This is a genomic window from Maribacter sp. 1_2014MBL_MicDiv (genome assembly GCF_001865655.1).
GTDB lineage: Bacteria > Bacteroidota > Bacteroidia > Flavobacteriales > Flavobacteriaceae > Maribacter > Maribacter dokdonensis.
Map to the genome: position 1 here is coordinate 276,888 of NZ_CP011318.1, position 19,179 is coordinate 296,066.

The following is a 19,179-nucleotide window of genomic DNA, read 5'->3' on the forward strand; positions in this document are numbered from 1 at the left end:
AAAGTTAGTCGGTCTTAATAGTCCGACTTTTCTTTTTTGGTGCAAAACCGTGTACCAGTTGCCCAAAAAAGCTCTTGGGCAAATCGTCATCTCCCGGATAACCTAGCCTTACATTCCCACTATCTTCGGGTATGTAATTGGTTTTAAATATATAATCCCAAAGACTTAAACTAATTCCGAAATTTACACCGTATGTACCTTTTGGTAAATCATAAGCATGGTGGTATAAATGCATTACCGGATTGTTTAAAACATACTTTAAAGGTCCCCAAGTAATCTTAATATTAGAGTGATTAAAATGACCTATGGCTATAGCGGCAAAATGAACAATATAAGCTTGTTCGGGTTCAAAACCGCCAAGAATCATAACCCCAAATGTCTTTAAAGGTTTATAGAATATATTCTCCATCCAATGATAGCGCAAATGAGCCGCAAAGCCCATTTCCTTTACACTATGGTGCACTTGGTGAAAATTCCATAGAAATGCATATTTATGAAGCAAAACATGGGTAAACCATTGTACAAAATCCAATACGATAAAAAACAGTAATAATTGCCCCCACATAGGCCAATTAGAGATATCTATAAGTGCTAAACTATTGGCTTTAATACCTATATCTTCAAAGAAAACCCCTAGTATCTTGTAAATTCCACTTATGGCAATGGCAAACAAAAAGAAGTTAAAAAACATATAAAAGCCATCTAACCAAAAGTCCTTTCTAAAAACACCTTGAGTTTTTCTCCATGGAAAAACAATTTCCAATATCCATACAATAAGGGAAATCAAAATCAATCCCCAAAAATAGTTTAGATACCATGGTACGTTGAAAATGATAGATTTCCATGTCCAACTTAACGTTCCGGTAATCGCATTTAAAAAGGCCTCTACATATGCTTCCATTGTCCTCTAACTTTTTGCAAAAATACCTTATTCATATTAATGGTGCTGTAACCAAAGTTACAATACAATTCCTTGTTTTTGGTCAATTTTGAACATGACGAATATCATACCAAAGGTGCTCAATTAATACTACTTTGGCTAGTAGCTATTTAGAATGACCATTGCCTTTGGTATAGGTCTAAAAACTTACGACAACATTACATATAACAATACATCAAAAACCATTAAAACTAATATTATGAAAAAAAATATGGGAAGCACAGACCGTTTCATCAGACTTTTTATCGCAGTAGCGTTGTTGACTACGTTCTATACTGATACCGTTACCGGTACTTTAGGCTATATAATGGCAGCAGTGGCCGGTGTTTTAATCTTAACTACTTTTATAAGCTTTTGCCCGCTATATTCATTGTTAGGCATAAATACTTGTAAAATGAGAAAGTAGGGCTAATTATATTTACCATTAACTACCATACCGTTGAATAGTTAAAAATTGTAATTCAAAATTATATCTAAATGAAACATATCTACCTTATTGAAATATAGGTTAGCGTTGTTCGGAATATTCCCATTTGCAATTTTAGAAGTGATCAATAGCTCTGGCCGTAAATGTTTTAACTTTTTAATCGTAAAGAAAACATCTAAATTAATATGGGTGTAATCTGGTAATGCATATTTGTTCAAAGTAGCATCGGTTACGCTACCCCTCCAATGTTTTCCTATGCTTAAAATAGTTTTTAGATTTAATTCTTCATCAATTATATTAGAGGAATTGATGTAATTGAACACTAGGGCATGATTATCTGCAGAGCCTTCACTACGTTCTCTTTTATGAAAACTAAACAAGTCTTCCCTACCCCACTCTCTAGGTGATAAAAATTGACCGTTCGGCAATATTCTATCGTAACCTAATGATAGTAAACCTACTTTACTTTTATACCCAATTTTTAATCCTACTATGTCCGATGAATTTTGATTGTAATATCTAAGAGAATCTATTCTATTACCACCATCACCTACCTTATTTTGATGCAACCACTCCCCTTCTAAACTAATAGTTTTAGATACTTTTAATTTAGGTTTTATATAGACAGCATTAAAGACGTTATCCACATATTGGTTCCAAACATTTACACTAAATTCTTTTGACAGCTTAAATTCAGCATTTGCCATCAACACATAGTCCGATTCAGTATTATCAGCATATGCCGATGCATTGCCAAACATATTTCTACCTACGGGATAGGTACCAATACTTTCCCCAATACCATAAAACTCTCCGGTGGACCGCGGTGCAATTTCATTTAAAACGCCCAATTGAAACTTTGCCTTTTCTGCACTAAAATGATACCAAAAACCCTGAACCAAAGTAGGTATCATTCTACCATCTTCGGGGTTGATCAAGGGTGTATTGATCTTCATTCTACCAAATGTAAAGGTGTGCTTATTTAATTTATATTTCGCATACAGTTCTCCCAATAAAAAAACTGCATCGTTTTCTAAATCCAACCTATCAAACAATCCTTCTTCGTATCTACTAATTCTTCCGGTTGTTACATCTGGTATGGTTAAATCTTGTAACCCTAAATTCGTAGAATTATACAATGCCGCACCTATTTCTAAATTTTCCAATAAATTATACTGATACTTTAGTTTACCTCCGGTTGCCAAAGCATTAAAGTCTTTTAACTCTCCCTTATTTGATGTCATCATATAATATGTACGCCATTGCCCTGAAAGGGTTCCTTTTTTCTTTACCACTACAGAATCCTGTGCAATAGAAAATATAGGCAAACAAATAATGAACAGATATACTAATCGCATGGGGTTACTTTGTTTTAGTGATTCCGTATTTCTCCTTGTAGAAGTCCATTATAGGTAGAAACGGTCCATATTTATGCTGCTCGGGCGTAAAATCATCTACCCAAGGACCGTAGGGTGTAGATACCGGTTTTAGCTTTTTATCGGGATAATCGTTTTCGGTATTTAGTTTATGTGGTCTGCTAAAGCTGTTAATATAGCCCGCCACATGGTATGCTTCTTCATCGGTTAACTTAGGATTATCCCAAGTGGCTTGTAAATAGGGCATGTTACTCTTTATAAATTCCGCCGACGTAATTACCCTGTGCATACCCGCTCCATCATTAAAACTATTTTCTCCCCACAATGGTGGGTACGTATAACTATTGTTATCATCTAGACTTAAAACCCCTGCTCCATTTTCACCATGGCAAATAACACACTCTTTGGTATACACTTGCTTACCTTTTGCTAAATCTACCTTTTCATTTGGAATCTTAATTTTTGGATACCCTTTAAACTCCGCCTTTCTATCTTCAGGTAAGCCTTCGCTCAACCAATTCATATAGGCAACAATGGCCACAAGTTTATCTGAATCCGGCGGAAGCATTCTACCGTTCATACTGCGTTCCATACAACCATTAATGCGGTCTTCTATAGTCCCAATTTTATTGCCCCTACCACCAAATTGCGGAAAACGTTCTAAAATTCCCACCCAAGAACCTGAACCTGCCTGGGCTCCTTTTTGTAAGTGGCAATTGGAACATGCCAAGTTGTTACCGCTATACCTATCTTCGGTTTTTGCTGCCCCAGGCCCGATATATCTTGAAGTCTCCGATATTAGGTAATATCCTTTTTTGACTTCTAAAGGCATGTTTTCTATTTCAGAAATGGGATTTTTAGGTTGCCAAACAACTTCTTCTTCCTTTTCATCTTCATTTGACACCGCAGCGGAAGTATTGGGTTCATAGGTAAAAAGCCAAATAAAAATTAGACCTATTAATACAAACACAATTGTAAACAACCTAAAAAGTTGTTTCGCCAAAATTCGTAAATCACCCATATAAATGTAATCTAACGCTAATTTAAATAACGAATCTATAATTATTGCACCATAATGACAGTAACCCTAGTTACACTTGCGTTAAATACATTAACTTACTTTCATTACTATTCAAAAATGTAGAAATTAGTACTTCTAGATTCAAACCAGTTTTACAATCATTATAAATACCGAAACACATGAAAAAAGCGCTTCTTTTATTAATAACAATTTTGGCTATACAACTTACTACCGCTCAGGAATGGACGACCCCGATCATAAACGGTTACGGAAAAATTAAAGAATTTAAAGACGTAGCAGTTCAACCCGATGCTTCTAAAAAATATAATATCGTTTTTGACCTTAAGGATGATCGTGAAATGCATGGTACCAATATTGGTTATTTTAAAATTGCCCGTTTAATAAACATGATAGGCTCGGGCGGTGTTTCCGCTGACAATATAAATATTGTTGCTGCCATACACGGTGGTGCAACATTCACGGCTTTGAACGACAAAAAATACAAAGCTAAATATGAGAAAGAAAACCCTAATGCAGAGGTTATACAGCTTTTAAAGGATTACGGAGTACAATTCTATGTTTGCGCTCAAGCAACAGCTTCTAGAGGTATTGGAGCCGAAGATCTTAACCCAAATACACAACTTGGTCTTTCTGCAATGATGGTGCTGGCCAATTATCAATTAGATGGTTATATCTTAATGCCATAACCAGCGAACCATATGGATTTTTAACACTTTTCTTTTGATTTAGGTAACCTTTGTAACGTAAGAAAAACACACCGTTTCGTATCTTTATATCCATATTTAAAACAGGTGAATTATGGAAAATATAGATGCTGCAAGACTACAAATGGCGTTTACCCTTATTTTCCATATTGTGTTCGCCTGCATTGGTATGGTTATGCCATTTTTTATGGTAGTATCCCACAAAAAATGGTTGAATACACGCAATCCCATTTACCTTACGCTCACAAAATCATGGCAAAAAGGTGTTGCTATTTTCTTTGTAACAGGTGCCGTATCCGGTACTGCACTTTCCTTTGAACTAGGTCTCTTGTGGCCTGAATTCATGAAACATGCAGGTCCTATTATTGGAATGCCATTTTCATTAGAGGGTGCAGCATTTTTTGTGGAGGCCGTTGCTTTAGGATTTTACCTTTACGGATGGAAAAAAATTCCCGAAACCTTTCACTGGTTCACCGGTATCATCGTAGGTATATCTGGAGTAATGTCCGGTATTTTAGTAGTTTCCGCCAATGGTTGGATGAATGCACCTTCCGGTTTTGATTACATTAATGGCGAATTCTTAAATATAGATCCGGTAAAAGCACTATTTAATCCTGCATGGTTTACCCAAGCTTTGCATATGACCTTAGCCGCTTTTACGGCTACAGGATTTGCCGTAGCAGGTATTCATGCTTACCAAGTTTATAAAAAACGTAATGTTGAGCTACATAAGAAAGCATTTAAAATAGCCATAACATTTGCCGCCATAGCTGCTATTCTACAGCCCTTAAGCGGAGATCTTTCTGCCAAGGATATTGCAGAAAGGCAACCCGTTAAGTTGGCTGCCATGGAAGCGCATTACGAAACCAAAAAAGGAGCTCCGCTCTATATTGGCGGAATTGTGGATAACGAAACTCAAGAGGTCAAGTACAAGCTGGAAATTCCCAATGCCTTATCCTTTCTTGCTTTTGGTGATTTTAATGCCGAAGTAAAAGGATTAAATGATTTTCCTAAAGATGAACAACCTAATGTTGCCATGGTCCATTACGCTTTTCAGACCATGGTGGGATTAGGCTCTCTTTTAATGATAGCGGGAATGCTATTTTTTGTAGCCAAGTACAAAAAGAAATCTTGGTTCAATATGCCAAAATTCTGGTTGTTGTTTGCTCTTTTAGCTCCATTGGGCTTTGTTGCCCTTGAAGCTGGTTGGATCGTTACCGAAGTTGGTAGGCAACCTTGGATCATACACAACATTATGAAAACCAAGGATGCCGTTACCCCAATGCCAGGTATTGTATTTAGTTTGTACACTTATATAGCTGTATATACCATATTGACCATTGCGGTAACATGGTTAATGGCAAGGCAAATTAAATTCTTGAACAGTGTTAAAACCAATGAAGCATGATCTACGTTGTACTAGCCTTTCTTGCCATTTCTTTATTGCTATACGTTTTACTGGCTGGAGCAGATTTTGGCGCGGGAATCATTGAGTTGTTCTCCTCTAAAGAAAACCAAGCTATCAATAAGAAGACCGTCTACCAAGTAATGGGTCCGGTTTGGGAGGCCAACCATATTTGGATTATTATTTTAATCGTGATTCTATGGATTGCCTTCCCCCATTACTACAACATTTTAGTGCTCGCACTACATATTCCATTGACCTTGGTGTTACTGGGTATAACCCTTAGAGGTGTGGCCTTTGTATTTCGATATTATGATGCCTATAAAGACAGTTCTCAAATTTTATATGATTGGATGTTTAAAACCTCTAGTCTAGTTACCCCAATATTCTTAGGCCTTACCATGGGCGGCGTGGTCAGTGGAGACATTATTAATCCATCACAGATGGAAAACCATAGTTTTTTGGAAGTTTATGTACACTCTTGGTTCAATGTTTTTTCCATTTTAACGGGATTCTTTTATGCAGCCCTTTGTGCTTTCTTGGCATCGGTATTTTTAATTGGCGAGGTAGATGACACCAGTAAATCCATGTACATGAGAAAAGCCTCTATAGCAACTATAGTAGTAGTTTCTTTGGGTTTTATAACATTGGCATATGGGTATTTGTCAGGTATCGCTTTTGTTGTAGATTTCATTGGTAACATCTGGTCTATCTCTGCCATTATAGTTTCCGGCATTTTATTGTTTCCGCTATGGAAAAGTATTAAATCCGGTAGAAGAATCATCTCTAGGGCATTGGCAGGCATTCAAATATTCTTTATTCTATTTGCGGCTACCATTACGCATTTTCCAAACATACTTTTCACCACAACAGGTAGCATTAGCATTTATGATCAACCTGTGCCTGATAGTGTTATGAACGTTTTGGCCATTTCTTTACTTGTAGGCGGTGTCTTAATTATTCCGGGGCTTTTCCATTTACTCAAATCTTTTAAATTGATCAAACTCTTAGAGCGCTAACTTGTGTAACATTGGTTACCAAGCAAGTGTTTTAAATTCAATTTCTTTGCGTTTCAAAATATGACTATGAATTTGATTTACGATCCTTGGCCATGGTATGTGGCCGGACCTTTAATTGCCTTAACCATGTTTGTACTACTGTACATAGGCAAACAATTTGGCATGTCTTCTAATCTTAGAACCATGTGTTCTATTGGTGGTGCCGCAAAATATTCCGATTTCTTTAAGTTCGATTGGAAAGCACAACTATGGAATCTGATTGTTGTTCTTGGTGCTGTTATTGGCGGATTTATCGCTTCTCAATTTATGTCCAACAATACGGTAAAAATAAATCCTAAAGTTGCACAACAACTTTCAACGGATTACGGAATTGAAAGCGCGGGTGAAGCTTATTTACCTACGGAGCTTTTTGCCTCTGAAAACTTAACTGATCCATTTGTACTTGCCGTGCTAATTTTAGGCGGATTCATGGTTGGTTTCGGTGCTCGTTATGCGGGTGGTTGTACCAGTGGTCACGCTATATCCGGACTAAGTAATTTACAGTTGCCTTCTTTAATTGCCGTGATAGGTTTCTTTATTGGAGGCTTGGTTATGATTCACCTTTTATTCCCCCTAATTTTTAGTTAACATGAAGTATTTAAGTTATTTGACCATAGGTATATTTTTCGGCATTATCATGTACAAATCTGAAGCTGCTTCGTGGTTTCGTATTTATGAAATGTTCCAATTTGGCTCTTTCCATATGTATGGCATTATTGGCTCTGCCCTTGTTTTAGGGGTAATAGGCGTTCAGATTATTAAAAGAAATAACATCAAAGCCATTGGAGGAAAAGAAATGAACTTGCACCCCAAAAGAAAAGGTGTGACCAATTATTTGATCGGTGGAATCATTTTTGGATTAGGATGGGCGTTGGCAGGTGCTTGCCCTGGTCCTATGTATGTTTTGGTAGGTGCTGGTTACTCTTCTATCTTAATCGTAATTGCAAGTGCTATTCTAGGCACATTCGTTTACGGTTTGCTAAAGGACAAACTACCACATTAAAACTGATTTAACTTTGGGATGATAATTTTGGAGACAACCATAACCATCCAATTCCCAATAGAAACAATATATAAAGTAATAGTAGCGATATAGGACGGTTCACCATAACTGTCCTATTTTCCTTTATTTCTTTACCAAACTTTTTAGTATTAGCAGCTCTTGTATTCGAGGCACTTAAAGATTTCCAATCATCGGCATCGTAAACGTAATAGGAAAATTGAGTTGTACTGTCGCCCTCTACTTCCAAAGTATTCCACCCTGCTTTCTTCGGATATGTAGTACCTGAATATTTAAAAGACACGTTTGCGTCTTGTAGCAATGGAATACGTTTTTCTTCAGTATTCAGTACCTGAAAATCTTCCAAACCGGTACGTAATACAAAAGAATATGGCTCGCCCACTTTTGGCAATTCCGTTTGCGAATGCCATGCTACCGCCTGTTCTTTTCGTTGAACAATCTTATCTAAAATCTGAGTCCAAATGCTCTTATAGGCTTGATCTTTTCCCTGCAACAATAATTGATAACTATTTAATAATGTTGTGGTTGCAACTCTACCAAAGCCCAATTGCTTGTAATACGATAATTTGCCAAGTTCATTTGAATCTATAGCATTCATGGCGAATGTTTCATTAAATGTAAATGGATATTTTTCTATGTTTACGGTATTATTGGGTAATTGCACCTCATTTACGCCATCGCTTTTAAAACTAAAATAAGGCATTGCTTTACCAAGTTTAAACAGTAGTTCCGTTGGTTGAATAAACAAGCCTAATCCGTTTTCACGTATGCTATGTTCAAAGCGATTTTTTACCGTTTTTTCCGAAATTGAAATAGGTTTCGGTATCTGTTATAACTACATTGAACTTACTTAAGCTCTCCTCGGTAAATTGATAAATTGGCGATGCTTTGGTATTGAAATACTCGAACTTAAACTTGCCTTTTGTCAGCTGACTACGAACCGTAACTTCATACCCTTGATCCGCTAAAAAATTCTTGAGGTATTTTGTTTCAAATGTTGGAAAAGTGTTTACGATCAACACACGAATAGGTTCTTTTTTACGAATTGTAATTGGAAGCGGATTTGACGCGAACATCTTGCCCACACTATCTTTTTCCGATAATTTAAAAATAAAATCACCACTAACTTTTGGGACTGTTGTTAAAGAGAAATTTTGCGAACTCTTGTCTTTTAAAAGTATAGAATCCAAACCATTACCTCGTGAATCCTGCAATACCAAGATGGAACCTAGTTTCGGTTTAGCATAAGTTCCATTCAGCCTTAACTCATCCCCTAAAACAAGGTGATCATTACACTTTACTTTGGTAATACCTGATGTAATTTCGTTAGCTAAATAAATTGTTGGAATACTATCCAACTTATAAAAATCATAGGGTGCTACCCCATCGCCAATAATCACCAGACTTGTGAGCGAATCTAAAGCCCTACGAACCGATTGCTTGTGGTTATATTCCAATACCTGAATTCCCTCATAAATAGATTCTAAACTATCTTGTTGTGTCGTTCGGTAGCCTTCGGTTAAAAGTAGTCCTTGCTTGTGCTGTATTTCTACTTCTTTGCTAGGTTCTAAAACAATTAAAATTAAGGCGAACAACGTTATAAATGCAACTATAGCATTTAAAGTAAACCTGCCCTTGTTTCGTGTTTGCCATTCCTTAAAAATAAATGCAGCAAATACCAATACACCACCTAAAATTATAGATAGTAGCAATTCTTGCTGTACAAACGAAATTTTATCAATCATACACTTCCAATTGTTTTAGAAATAGTGAATTGATTTCGTCTGTGTACACTTTTTCAGATCCGGGCACCTGCGGCGTACTTGGCAAAGCCAATAACAATCCTTTTTGAACGAATTGGTAATTTTCAAGGGTTCTTCCTGTGTTGTTCTCTATAGTTTTTAACCCTTGCAAGACCTGCAAATATTTACCCGGGTTGTCTATAGCCAACTGTGCCAGCTCATTGCCTGCAGCAGTAAAAAGTATAGTATCATCCTCTTTAAACTCCTGTTCGTCGTGCACCAACTGTTCCAAACGGCTAACCGCCTTTTCAATAGCTTCAAAAGGCAGATCTGCACTAGTAGTTTCGTTTTTACTATAATTTTTGATGTCCTTTATTTTGCCGGTAAGTCGGCTATCTTCCTTAATCGGTGGTGGGTCAAATCCTATGCGATGCACATAAATACGAGCACTATTTTTAATTTCTTGAATATATTTTAAAGCCTCGTATTGAAATGGCAACGACTTTTCTGGCTCATACAATCGCAAATGCAATTCGGCATCCCACATAATACTTAATGCCTTTCTTAATTTGGTTTTTAACGATTCTTCAAACAAGGTAGATTCTTCTGGATCATCATGATTATGCAGGTAATCATGCAAAGGGTCTTCTGGTTCTTCGCTTGTTTCTTCATGTTCGTGCCCATGCTGTTCTACCAAGTTATGCTCGTTATCACCATCATGGTCATGCATAAATTCTTTGAGTATATTTTCTTGATCTTCAGTATGATCATGGTCTTCACCTTCTTCATGACTTTCGATCACGGCAGGTGCTTCTTCCATCTCAGATTCATCGCCCATAAACTGTCCGTATTTTAAACGCAGCGCTTTTTGATCAAACCCCAATTCATTACTTCTCGATTTAAATTCTTGAATTGAAATGCTGGGTTTCTCCTTTATTAATTTCTCGGTATCTATAATCAATTGTCGCTGACTTCTAAAATAATCGGGCATTTGGTCTACGCCTAAAGTTCCTTCTACACCAAATTGCTCTCCCACGGTATCTTTGATTACTGCAAAATACGTTTCGCTACGTGCCACATTACGCTTCGGCTGTTTTTCATCAAAGGCTTCTATATAAAAATAAAGCTCATCGCCTACTTCCATTTTCAAGGCATTGAGATCTAGTGTTTTGGTGGCTCGTATAGATTTGGTTCCTTTTGAAATGGCTTCCTTAAAATTCAATTTTTCTTCCCTAAACTTTACAGACTCTCCCGTTCCTTTACTTACCGTTGCAATAATGTAGCTTTCATCAATTCCAAAATCATCTGTAATGGTACTTTGCAGTTCTACCAATTTTTTATCGGAAAAATCAAAATAGGTGTATTGCTCCAATCCTAAAACCTCTATTTCTGGCGGATTATCCGCTACTGCCTCCAACGAAAACAAATCGGATATAAACTCTGTTCCTTCTTCATTTTGAAATTTGAAACTATAAAAACCTGATGCTGTTAAAGGCAATTGCACTTGATAACCTGTTTCTGATTTTTGCATAGGCTTTAACTCGCCCATCACATCTAATACCGGTGCTACAACTGCAGCATCAAATTGTAACCTCCATTGAATTTTAGCTCCGGTAACAGCCTTTATATTTGGGTCTGCTGTAGTTTTACTCCCCAATCTTGTGTACGATGGATTAATAACACGTATTTCCTGCTTTTCAATTGCCGGTATACTGCTTTTAACGTGTATACTATCCGTTGCCACAAATTGAATTTGCTCGGTATTTTTCGGATTGTTCAGCTCGTCTACAACCCCGCGAAATATAGCCAATTTGTGCAAAACAAAGCCGAGTAGTATACAACCTAGCATGACTGAAACTGCTTGTTTTAGGGAGTTTGGCGGACTTATATTTCCCAATCTTTTGGTCAATTCTTCCGATACTTTATAGCGTTGCAACCTCGCTAAATTGGATAAGTTGTCTTCTGATTGTAACAGTAGCCCCGTACTAAAAGATGCTTCCGAAACGTGGGCATCTATATATGAACTTGTTGCGTTCAAATTATGCTTCCAAGGCTTTTTCATGAAGACAATAAGTAAAACACTCATAATGAATGTTACCAAGCCAAACCAAACAGTTTCAGTAATAAAATAGCATAGTACGGCAATTCCCAAAGCATACAGAACAGCCTCGGCGTATGAGAACAACTGCCATCGCTTTTGAAATTTCACCAAGTGTAGTTTGCCCTGTTCCATCACTGTTTGCGTTTATATGCTACAAAGCGTTCCACCAATAACAATACTAAAAGGATTAACCATAAGTACGGATTCACATGCTGACTTGCCAATTGTTTTTGCTTCTTTTTACTAGGTGTATAAGTGGTTTCCAATTCAGTCGCAGTTACCGAACGATGATCTACCTCAGCTACTAATTTTTCAACCTCACCATTGATTTCCAGCATTTGCAGCAATTGCTCCGTTAATCGCTCCGTTACCGCATTCTCTGAGTTTATGCGTTTGGTCAAATAGAACGTATGCTCTGCTACACCGGCAATTATCATTGATTTTGATAGCGCATCCTCTTTAAAAGCTAGTAACTTTTTAGCCGTTTTAGGGGAAGGTTTTGCACTCAGCCAGATGACTGCATCTACTTCTTTGTTCGATACTACTTCAGTATCTAAGCTAGATTCTACCTGAATCTCCCTATCCAAATAAATGGAAAGTGCCTTTAACGCTGCTTCTATAAATGTCTTATCATTCTGTAAACTATCGGTATAATAAAGTGCTATTTTAATAGGTTTCTGAACATACACAGGAACTTTCTCCACCGGATTCTTTCCTGCAATTACTAAGCTATCGCCATTAGTGTTAAGCGTAAATTCATCGCCTAACTTGATATTTTTTTTGCTGACTTTGGTGTCAAGCGGAGTACTCTTTCCGGAAAATAATTGTAAACCGTTCTTCTTTTTATAGGCTAATAAAGGTGTCTCCTTCGCTAATGCGGAATCAATGACTACCCAATGCATTTTATGCTTGGTTTCAGGTCTGGCTCCTTTTAACCCTTTTGCAAAACCTTTGGTAAAGACAACAACACTATCGGTCTGCAGCGCATCCATTTCAGATGCCAAAGCCCAATAATCAGGTAAGAAATGCTGCGCAATTATGTTTTGTTCATTTTCCTTTAACGGTAAGCCTTTACGCAACAGTCTAATTTCTTGATCATCGCTTATTTCATTGAAGCGAGACATAAAATCAGTATGCTGTACAAGCTCTGGTTCAATGATGTAAGTCAGGGATGTAGTACTCACTTTTGAATGCCATTGTGGTTTTGCCATCAATAATACCAATAGCGAAACCATGCCCATACGCAACACTAACAACCACCATTCATTCAATTGAATACTGCTAGATTGTTTTGATTTTGATTCTAATAACCATTGTACACTACCAATTTTTATGGTCTTTGCTTCCTTTTTACTCCATAAATGGATGGCTATGGGAACTAGAAGTCCCAATAAAGCCCATAGATATGAAGGATGTGCAAATGACATACTAACCGATTCTTTTTCGTTGTTTTAAAAATAATTGAAGTGCTTCACCCAAAGGTGCATCCATTCTAAATACATGATGGTCTATTCCGTTAGACAGCAATTCTTCTTTAATATTTTTCAATCTGTTTTCAAGAGCATTTAAATATTCGGTTTTCGCTTGTTGGGTATCTACCTTTATGCGCGCTCCTGTTTCCCAATCTTCAAAAGTGATATTAGCACCGTAATTGAAATCCATTTCTGCCGCTCCCATAATTTGCAACACCACCACCTCGTTCTTGGCGGATTTTAATCCTTTTATAAATTTTGAAATCTCGTCACCGGTTTCATACATATCCGTCAAGAAAAAAATCAGCTCCTTCCCTCCTCTGTTCGGTATGCGTTTGTTTGAAATATGGGCTGCCGGCCACTTGCCAGTGTTTGAAAGTTTAATCAACTCTAACAGCAACCGGTTGTAATGCTTTTTATCCGCTTTAGGATATATGCTAATTGCATCTTTTTCATTTAAAGCGAATAAGCCCACCGCATCACCTTGCCTATGCGCCAAATAGGCTAAGGTAGCCACCAACACGCGAACAAAATCCACCTTTGACAATTCGGTTTCCTTGTGCAACATGGATGCACTAGTATCTATAATAAACTTAATGGTTACCTGACTCTCAATTTCGGACTGTTTGATGTAATACCTGCCCGAGCGTGCCAACATTTTCCAATCCAACAGCCGTAAATCATCACCGGGTTCGTAACCTCTGTACTGACTAAATTCCATTCCAGGACCCACACTGGCACTTCTATTTAAACCCGCCGTAAAGCCCTCTACCACAAAGCGCGATATTAAGGAAAGTCCCTCAACCGTATTGATGACTTCTGGTTTTAGTAAATCTTGATAGTCCTGTTTTGCCATAAACTCGATAATCGAGAGTTATTATTTATCTTTTAATTGAATGGCGCTCAGTAAATGGGTTGCCACTTTATCAGACGTAATACCTTCCGCTTCTGCCCTGAAATTCACTAAAACCCTATGTCGAAGTACGGGCAATGCCACTGCTTTTATATCATCTAATGTTACCGATAATCTACCTTCTAACAAGGCATTAGCCTTTGCCGTTAAGATCATAGCTTGACCTGCACGCGGACCTGCACCCCAATCTACCCAGTCTTTTACATACGCATTGGTCGTAGTTTCTGGGCGGGTTGCCCTGATGATATCACTCACAAAACTGATGAGGGCATCACTGATGGATACCTCCCTTACCAGCTGTTGTAAACGCACGATATCATCGCCCGAAATAACTCGGTTCAATTTCTTTTTAAAGGTACCCGTTGTCGCTTTTAAAATGGCTTCTTCATCTTGCTGTGTAGGATATCCTATTTTGATGTACAACAAGAATCTGTCTTGCTGTGCTTCGGGTAAAACAAATGTTCCTGATTGTTCAATGGGGTTTTGTGTAGCCAGTATAAAAAATGGCTTATCTAACGGATAGGTTTTATCGCCGTAAGTTACCTCAAACTCCTGCATAGCTTCCAACAATGCAGCTTGTGTTTTTGGTGGAGTACGGTTAATTTCATCCGCCAGGATAATATTAGAGAAAATAGGACCCTTATTGAACTTAAAGAACTTTTTGCCCGTGGTATGGTCTTCTTCTAAAATCTCTGTCCCAATAATATCCGAAGGCATTAGATCCGGCGTAAACTGTATTCTTTTAAACTTTAAATCTATGGCATTTGCCAAAGTCCTGATCATTAATGTTTTTGCCAAACCGGGAACCCCTTCTAACAATGCATGACCACCGGCTAAAAACGTAATCAGTAATTGCGATACGGTTTCTTCCTGCCCAATAATCACTTTCCCGATTTCTTGCTTTAAGGCACTTAATTTACCGGAAAGCATTTCTACCTCATCTGCAATGCGTTGTAATTCTTTATCCATTCAAAAATATGTTTATGAGGTTAGGGCATACATGACAATGTTTACCCCAAACCGTGTATTGTCTATTTTGTACCAACGTTTGTTTCTAAAATCATAATCCCACTCGCAACCGTAATCCTTATTACTGTACAGCACTCCTATTCTACCGTTGATGACTATTGCCTTTAAATAATCGTGCACCAGATCATCTCCCCAGCCGTTCAGCTCTTGTGATGTGGTGGGCGGACCGTCTTCAAAATCAAAGAATATGGTATAGATTTCATGGTCATTGGGTATTTTTTTTAATTCCGACGGACCAAAAATTTCTTCCATTTGCCGCTCAAAGGATTTGGCGAACAAGCCGTCAATATCGTGATTGCAGTCATCGGCAAAAACAAAACCTCCGTTGCGCACATACTTTTCAAAATTTTCTTTTTCCTTCTTGGTAAACTCTACCAACTTATGACCTGAGATATAGCAAAACGGACTCTTAAAAACATCATCGCTTGCCAAGGTGATTATCTTTTCTTGCGTATCTACTTTCAAAGTGGTGTACTCCACCAATGAATTCAGCAGATTGGAAGGCATGCGTTGATCCACATCCCAATCTCCGGATTCATACTGTAATCTCGTAAAGAAAAATTCGTTGCTCAAGGGCAAGTAATTAGTGTTTTTATTCCGCTTGAAAAAAGAAAACTGGCTGATGTGAAGTGTCACAATCAACCAGTTTATAGTGCTTTATGATGCCTTACACCGCATCTGAAAGACTGGTAAACGTAAAGTCGCGCACCTTCATATAGGGTATTAAATTACCGTTGATACGTACTTGTTTTCCAAGGGTTTCTAGATTGTTCAGCATGATGATCGGACTCTCATTAAACCTGAAGTTTTTTACAGGATATTTAATTTCACCGTTTTCTATGTAGAACGTTCCGTCTCTGGTAAGTCCCGTATATAACAAGGTCTGTGGATCTACGCTACGGATGTACCATAAACGTGTTACCAAAATTCCTTTTTTTGTACTCTTGATTAATTCTTCCAAGCTTGCATCGCCACCAGCCATAATTGCGTTCGACGGAAAAGGAACTGGCTCCACACCTTTTTCCTTTGCCCAAAAACGGTCATACGCCAAGTTCTTCACCACTCCGTTTTCAATCCAACTTGTCTTTTTTATAGGTTGCCCCTCTCCGTTCCAAGTAGCTGTAGGTACTTCTGGGTGCAATGGGTCCGAATAAATATTAACGCGCTCATCCACTATTTTCTCCCCAATCTTATTTTTACCTTCAGGAGCGGACATAAAACTCCTTCCCTCATCTGCAGAACGCGCGTTTAACGAACGAAACATGTTACGTAACAAATCTGCCGAGGCAGCTGGCTCTAATATTACCGTATATTTCCCTGGCTCAATTGCTTTCGCCTCTCTTGAAAGCACCGCTTTATCAATTGCAGTCTTTGCGGCTTCATCGGCATCAAACTTATCTACATCGTTAAAATCTCTTGTTACCCAACCAGAACCGGTACCGTCATTGGTACGCATGGTTACTGTAAACTCTAAATCTGTAGATTGATTGTAAGCGAACAGCCCCTTAGAGTTGATCATAGCGCTAAAACCTGCCGAATCGTTTAAAAATCCTGCTGCGGTAACATCTTTTGCAGCTGCAGGTACAATACTGCTACTGGCTACTTCTGCTCTATACTCCGGCGTTATGTTTGCTGTTGACTCGCTATATGTGATCGATTCATCATACACTTGCGGACCTAAAGGCTCCATAAACTCCGGATTCTCAGGAGAAAGTTGTGCCAACTCCTCAGCCCTTCTTACTACTTTTTCCAATGATGCATCATCGAACTCATCAATAGTTGCCGTACCTGATTTTTTACCGAAGCTAGACTGTACCGCCAAGCTTTGGTTAGAACTGTACCCAGATGTAGATACCGTATTTCTTGCATATCTTATATTACCACTATTATACCCGCTTAAATTAATCTCGCAGGTATCGGCTTTGGAAAAGCTCAATGCCTTCTCCAATATTTTTCTTGCTTCTTCTTTTGTATAAATTGCCATTGTTGTTCTTTTTAGAGTGAAACAATTAAATGTTTCTACCTGTGTTAATTACGTTTACATCATTGAACCTGGCAGTAGAACTACCATGAGATACAGCGCTCACCTGAGAAGGCTGCCCTTTACCATCGAAGAACGTACCGAACAAACGGTAATCATCCTTATCGCAAATCTTAACACATGAATTCCAAAATTCTTGGGTGTTACTTTGGTAGGCTACATCTTCTAACATACCTACAATTTCACCATTTTTAATCTCGTAAAAAACAGTACCACCAAACTGGAAATTATAACGTTGCTGATCAATAGAGTAAGAACCTCTACCAGCAATATAAATACCTTTTTCAACGTCCTTTATCATTTCGGCAATAGAGTACTTTTCTTTACCTGGCTCTAATGATACGTTTGGCATACGCTGAAACTGAACATCGTCCCAACTTTGTGCATAGCAACAACCGTGAGATTCCTCTTCACCGATCATATGTGCTTGGTCACGTATGGCTTGGAAATTTGTCAATACGCCGTTTCGTACCAAATCCCACTTTTTAGCTTTTACTCCTTCATCATCATAACCCACAGCGCCTAAAGAACCCACTTGGGTCTTGTCCGCAACAAGGTTTACAATGTCGCTACCATATTTAAAGTTGCCCGATTTTAATTTATCCAACGAGGCAAAACTTGTACCTGCATAGTTGGCTTCATAACCCAATACACGATCTAATTCTAATGGGTGACCCACAGATTCATGTATTGTTAACCCAAGGTGATTCGGTTCTAAAACCAAATCGTACTTACCGGCATCAACAGATTTCGCCGTTAATTTTTCTCTTGCTTGTTTTGCTGCAATAGTGGCATCTTCTACCATATCATAGCTGTTTCTATATAAACGCAATCCAGCAGGACCATCAATTTTCTCAGATTCCAATCCGTCTAAATACTCATAGCCCATACCTACTGGAGCACTCATATTCTCCCTGGTCTTAAAAGTACCGGCAGCCTTGTCTACAGCAGTTACTCGTAGTGTTGGCCACAAGCGGTGAATATCTTGATCAATATAAGAACCGTCCGTTGAAGCAAAGTACTTTTGTTCGTTGACCATAAATAAGGCGGAGTTCACAAAGTTTGCTCCGTTATCCAAAGCAGCAGCGTTGGCGCTTAGCAAAAGGTCTACCTTTTCCGAAACCGGAACTTCCTTAAAATCTTTTTTGATCGGAGTCTTCCAAGACACCTCTCCGTATGCGTATACGGGAGCCAACTTCACCGGTTCTTTTTGAATTTTAGAGTTAGCTTTTGCTATGGCTACTGCCTGCTCCGTCGCTTTTTTAATACCATCTTCAGTAACACTATTAGTAGAGGCAAACCCCCATGTACCGTTAGCGATTACACGTATACCTATACCAAAGGATTCTGTATTGACCACGTTTTGAACTTTGTCTTCCCTAGTGAATACATACTGATTTAAATACCTACCAATACGGGCATCTGCATAGGTAGCACCTAATGATTTGGCAGTATTTAAGGCAACATCTGCCATTCGTTTTTTCACCAAGGCATCCATACCTGGTTCCAGTAACGCCTCTGTAGGGATGTCGTTACCTAGCAATAATGATGGCATCATCAATGCTCCGGCACCCAACCCGGCGTACTGTACAAAATCTCTTCTTTTCATGTGTTAGTTTTATAGTGTTTCAATGTTGTTAGCGTTGTTCTTTGAGAAAACAACTATTTCTAACTTAATCATATGAAAATTGAACTACCTTATGGAGTTCTTCTCGCGATTGAGCTAGAAATATCTTTAACTGAATTATTCGTGCTCCCTAAAAATAGTTAGGCTTTAGATACAATTATGTTAACCTTAACATAAAATATAACTTTTAATGCCGCTTTTGAGAATAATATAAAAATGGGGCATTGATTTTTTGTTCTTCGGAAGAGAAGAATAAGGTCACCTTTAAATAGATATTAAAA

18 protein-coding genes are annotated in these 19,179 nt (G+C 38.1%); 6 read left to right on the forward strand and 12 right to left on the reverse strand.

The window, feature by feature from the left end:
* Positions 1-4 precede the first annotated feature (4 nt).
* Entirely contained in the window at positions 5-901 is an 897-nt protein-coding gene (locus tag YQ22_RS01270) for a sterol desaturase family protein (RefSeq protein ID WP_071339757.1), read from the reverse strand.
* A 238-nt stretch (positions 902-1,139) separates the two neighbouring features.
* Between YQ22_RS01270 and YQ22_RS01275 the strand changes: the two genes are divergently transcribed.
* The gene (locus YQ22_RS01275; protein WP_071342453.1) at positions 1,140-1,346 is read left to right on the forward strand and encodes a YgaP family membrane protein; all 207 of its coding nucleotides are present in this window, start codon (positions 1,140-1,142) and stop codon (positions 1,344-1,346) included.
* A gap of 41 nt (positions 1,347-1,387) precedes the next feature.
* Here the strand turns inward: YQ22_RS01275 and YQ22_RS01280 are convergent, their stop codons facing one another.
* Positions 1,388-2,725 (reverse strand): OprD family outer membrane porin, encoded by a 1,338-nt coding sequence (locus tag YQ22_RS01280; protein ID WP_071339758.1) that lies wholly within the window; start codon positions 2,723-2,725, stop codon positions 1,388-1,390.
* 4 nt (positions 2,726-2,729) lie between these two features.
* Positions 2,730-3,764, reverse strand: coding sequence for a c-type cytochrome (locus YQ22_RS01285; protein ID WP_071339759.1), 1,035 nt, complete (start codon positions 3,762-3,764; stop codon positions 2,730-2,732).
* A gap of 179 nt (positions 3,765-3,943) precedes the next feature.
* On the opposite strand from YQ22_RS01285, the gene YQ22_RS01290 reads away from it, so the two are divergent.
* The 5 genes from YQ22_RS01290 (at position 3,944) to YQ22_RS01310 (ending at position 7,955) form a co-directional block, all read left to right on the forward strand.
* Positions 3,944-4,471, forward strand: coding sequence for a DsrE family protein (locus tag YQ22_RS01290; RefSeq protein ID WP_071339760.1), 528 nt, complete (start codon positions 3,944-3,946; stop codon positions 4,469-4,471).
* 112 nt (positions 4,472-4,583) lie between these two features.
* The gene (locus YQ22_RS01295; RefSeq protein ID WP_071339761.1) at positions 4,584-5,897 is read left to right on the forward strand and encodes a cytochrome ubiquinol oxidase subunit I; all 1,314 of its coding nucleotides are present in this window, start codon (positions 4,584-4,586) and stop codon (positions 5,895-5,897) included.
* Complete coding sequence (locus YQ22_RS01300) at positions 5,894-6,913, forward strand: cytochrome d ubiquinol oxidase subunit II (protein ID WP_071339762.1); 1,020 nt, start codon at positions 5,894-5,896, stop codon at positions 6,911-6,913. Before YQ22_RS01295 ends, YQ22_RS01300 begins: the two co-directional genes overlap by 4 nt.
* Before the next feature lie 66 nt (positions 6,914-6,979).
* Positions 6,980-7,540, forward strand: a complete 561-nt coding sequence (locus YQ22_RS01305; protein WP_071339763.1) for a YeeE/YedE family protein — start codon at positions 6,980-6,982, stop codon at positions 7,538-7,540.
* A gap of 1 nt (position 7,541) precedes the next feature.
* Positions 7,542-7,955, forward strand: coding sequence for a DUF6691 family protein (locus tag YQ22_RS01310; protein ID WP_071339764.1), 414 nt, complete (start codon positions 7,542-7,544; stop codon positions 7,953-7,955).
* Between the two features lie 7 nt (positions 7,956-7,962).
* Here YQ22_RS01310 and YQ22_RS01315 read toward each other — a convergent pair whose 3' ends face one another.
* The 9 genes from YQ22_RS01315 to YQ22_RS01355 form a co-directional block, all read right to left on the reverse strand.
* Entirely contained in the window at positions 7,963-8,676 is a 714-nt protein-coding gene (locus YQ22_RS01315; RefSeq protein ID WP_156894516.1) for a hypothetical protein, read from the reverse strand.
* Between the two features lie 73 nt (positions 8,677-8,749).
* On the reverse strand, positions 8,750-9,718 hold the full coding sequence (locus tag YQ22_RS01320; protein WP_071339766.1) for a hypothetical protein: 969 nt from the start codon (positions 9,716-9,718) through the stop codon (positions 8,750-8,752).
* Positions 9,711-11,948 carry a hypothetical protein gene (locus YQ22_RS01325; protein ID WP_071339767.1) on the reverse strand — a complete coding sequence of 746 codons (2,238 nt, stop codon included), beginning with the start codon at positions 11,946-11,948 and terminating at the stop codon, positions 9,711-9,713. Before YQ22_RS01325 ends, YQ22_RS01320 begins: the two co-directional genes overlap by 8 nt.
* A complete protein-coding gene (locus YQ22_RS01330; protein WP_071339768.1) occupies positions 11,948-13,243 on the reverse strand; it encodes a BatA domain-containing protein in 1,296 nt (431 codons plus the stop codon). The genes YQ22_RS01325 and YQ22_RS01330 overlap by 1 nt, the downstream gene beginning before the upstream one ends.
* Before the next feature lies 1 nt (position 13,244).
* Positions 13,245-14,144 (reverse strand): DUF58 domain-containing protein, encoded by a 900-nt coding sequence (locus YQ22_RS01335; protein ID WP_071339769.1) that lies wholly within the window; start codon positions 14,142-14,144, stop codon positions 13,245-13,247.
* A gap of 21 nt (positions 14,145-14,165) precedes the next feature.
* A complete protein-coding gene (locus YQ22_RS01340; RefSeq protein ID WP_071339770.1) occupies positions 14,166-15,170 on the reverse strand; it encodes an AAA family ATPase in 1,005 nt (334 codons plus the stop codon).
* A gap of 12 nt (positions 15,171-15,182) precedes the next feature.
* A complete protein-coding gene (locus YQ22_RS01345) occupies positions 15,183-15,803 on the reverse strand; it encodes a DUF4159 domain-containing protein (RefSeq protein WP_071339771.1) in 621 nt (206 codons plus the stop codon).
* Between the two features lie 94 nt (positions 15,804-15,897).
* Positions 15,898-17,214 (reverse strand): TldD/PmbA family protein, encoded by a 1,317-nt coding sequence (locus YQ22_RS01350; protein WP_071339772.1) that lies wholly within the window; start codon positions 17,212-17,214, stop codon positions 15,898-15,900.
* Between the two features lie 25 nt (positions 17,215-17,239).
* On the reverse strand, positions 17,240-18,880 hold the full coding sequence (locus YQ22_RS01355; protein WP_071339773.1) for a TldD/PmbA family protein: 1,641 nt from the start codon (positions 18,878-18,880) through the stop codon (positions 17,240-17,242).
* Between the last annotated feature and the right edge of the window lie 299 nt (positions 18,881-19,179).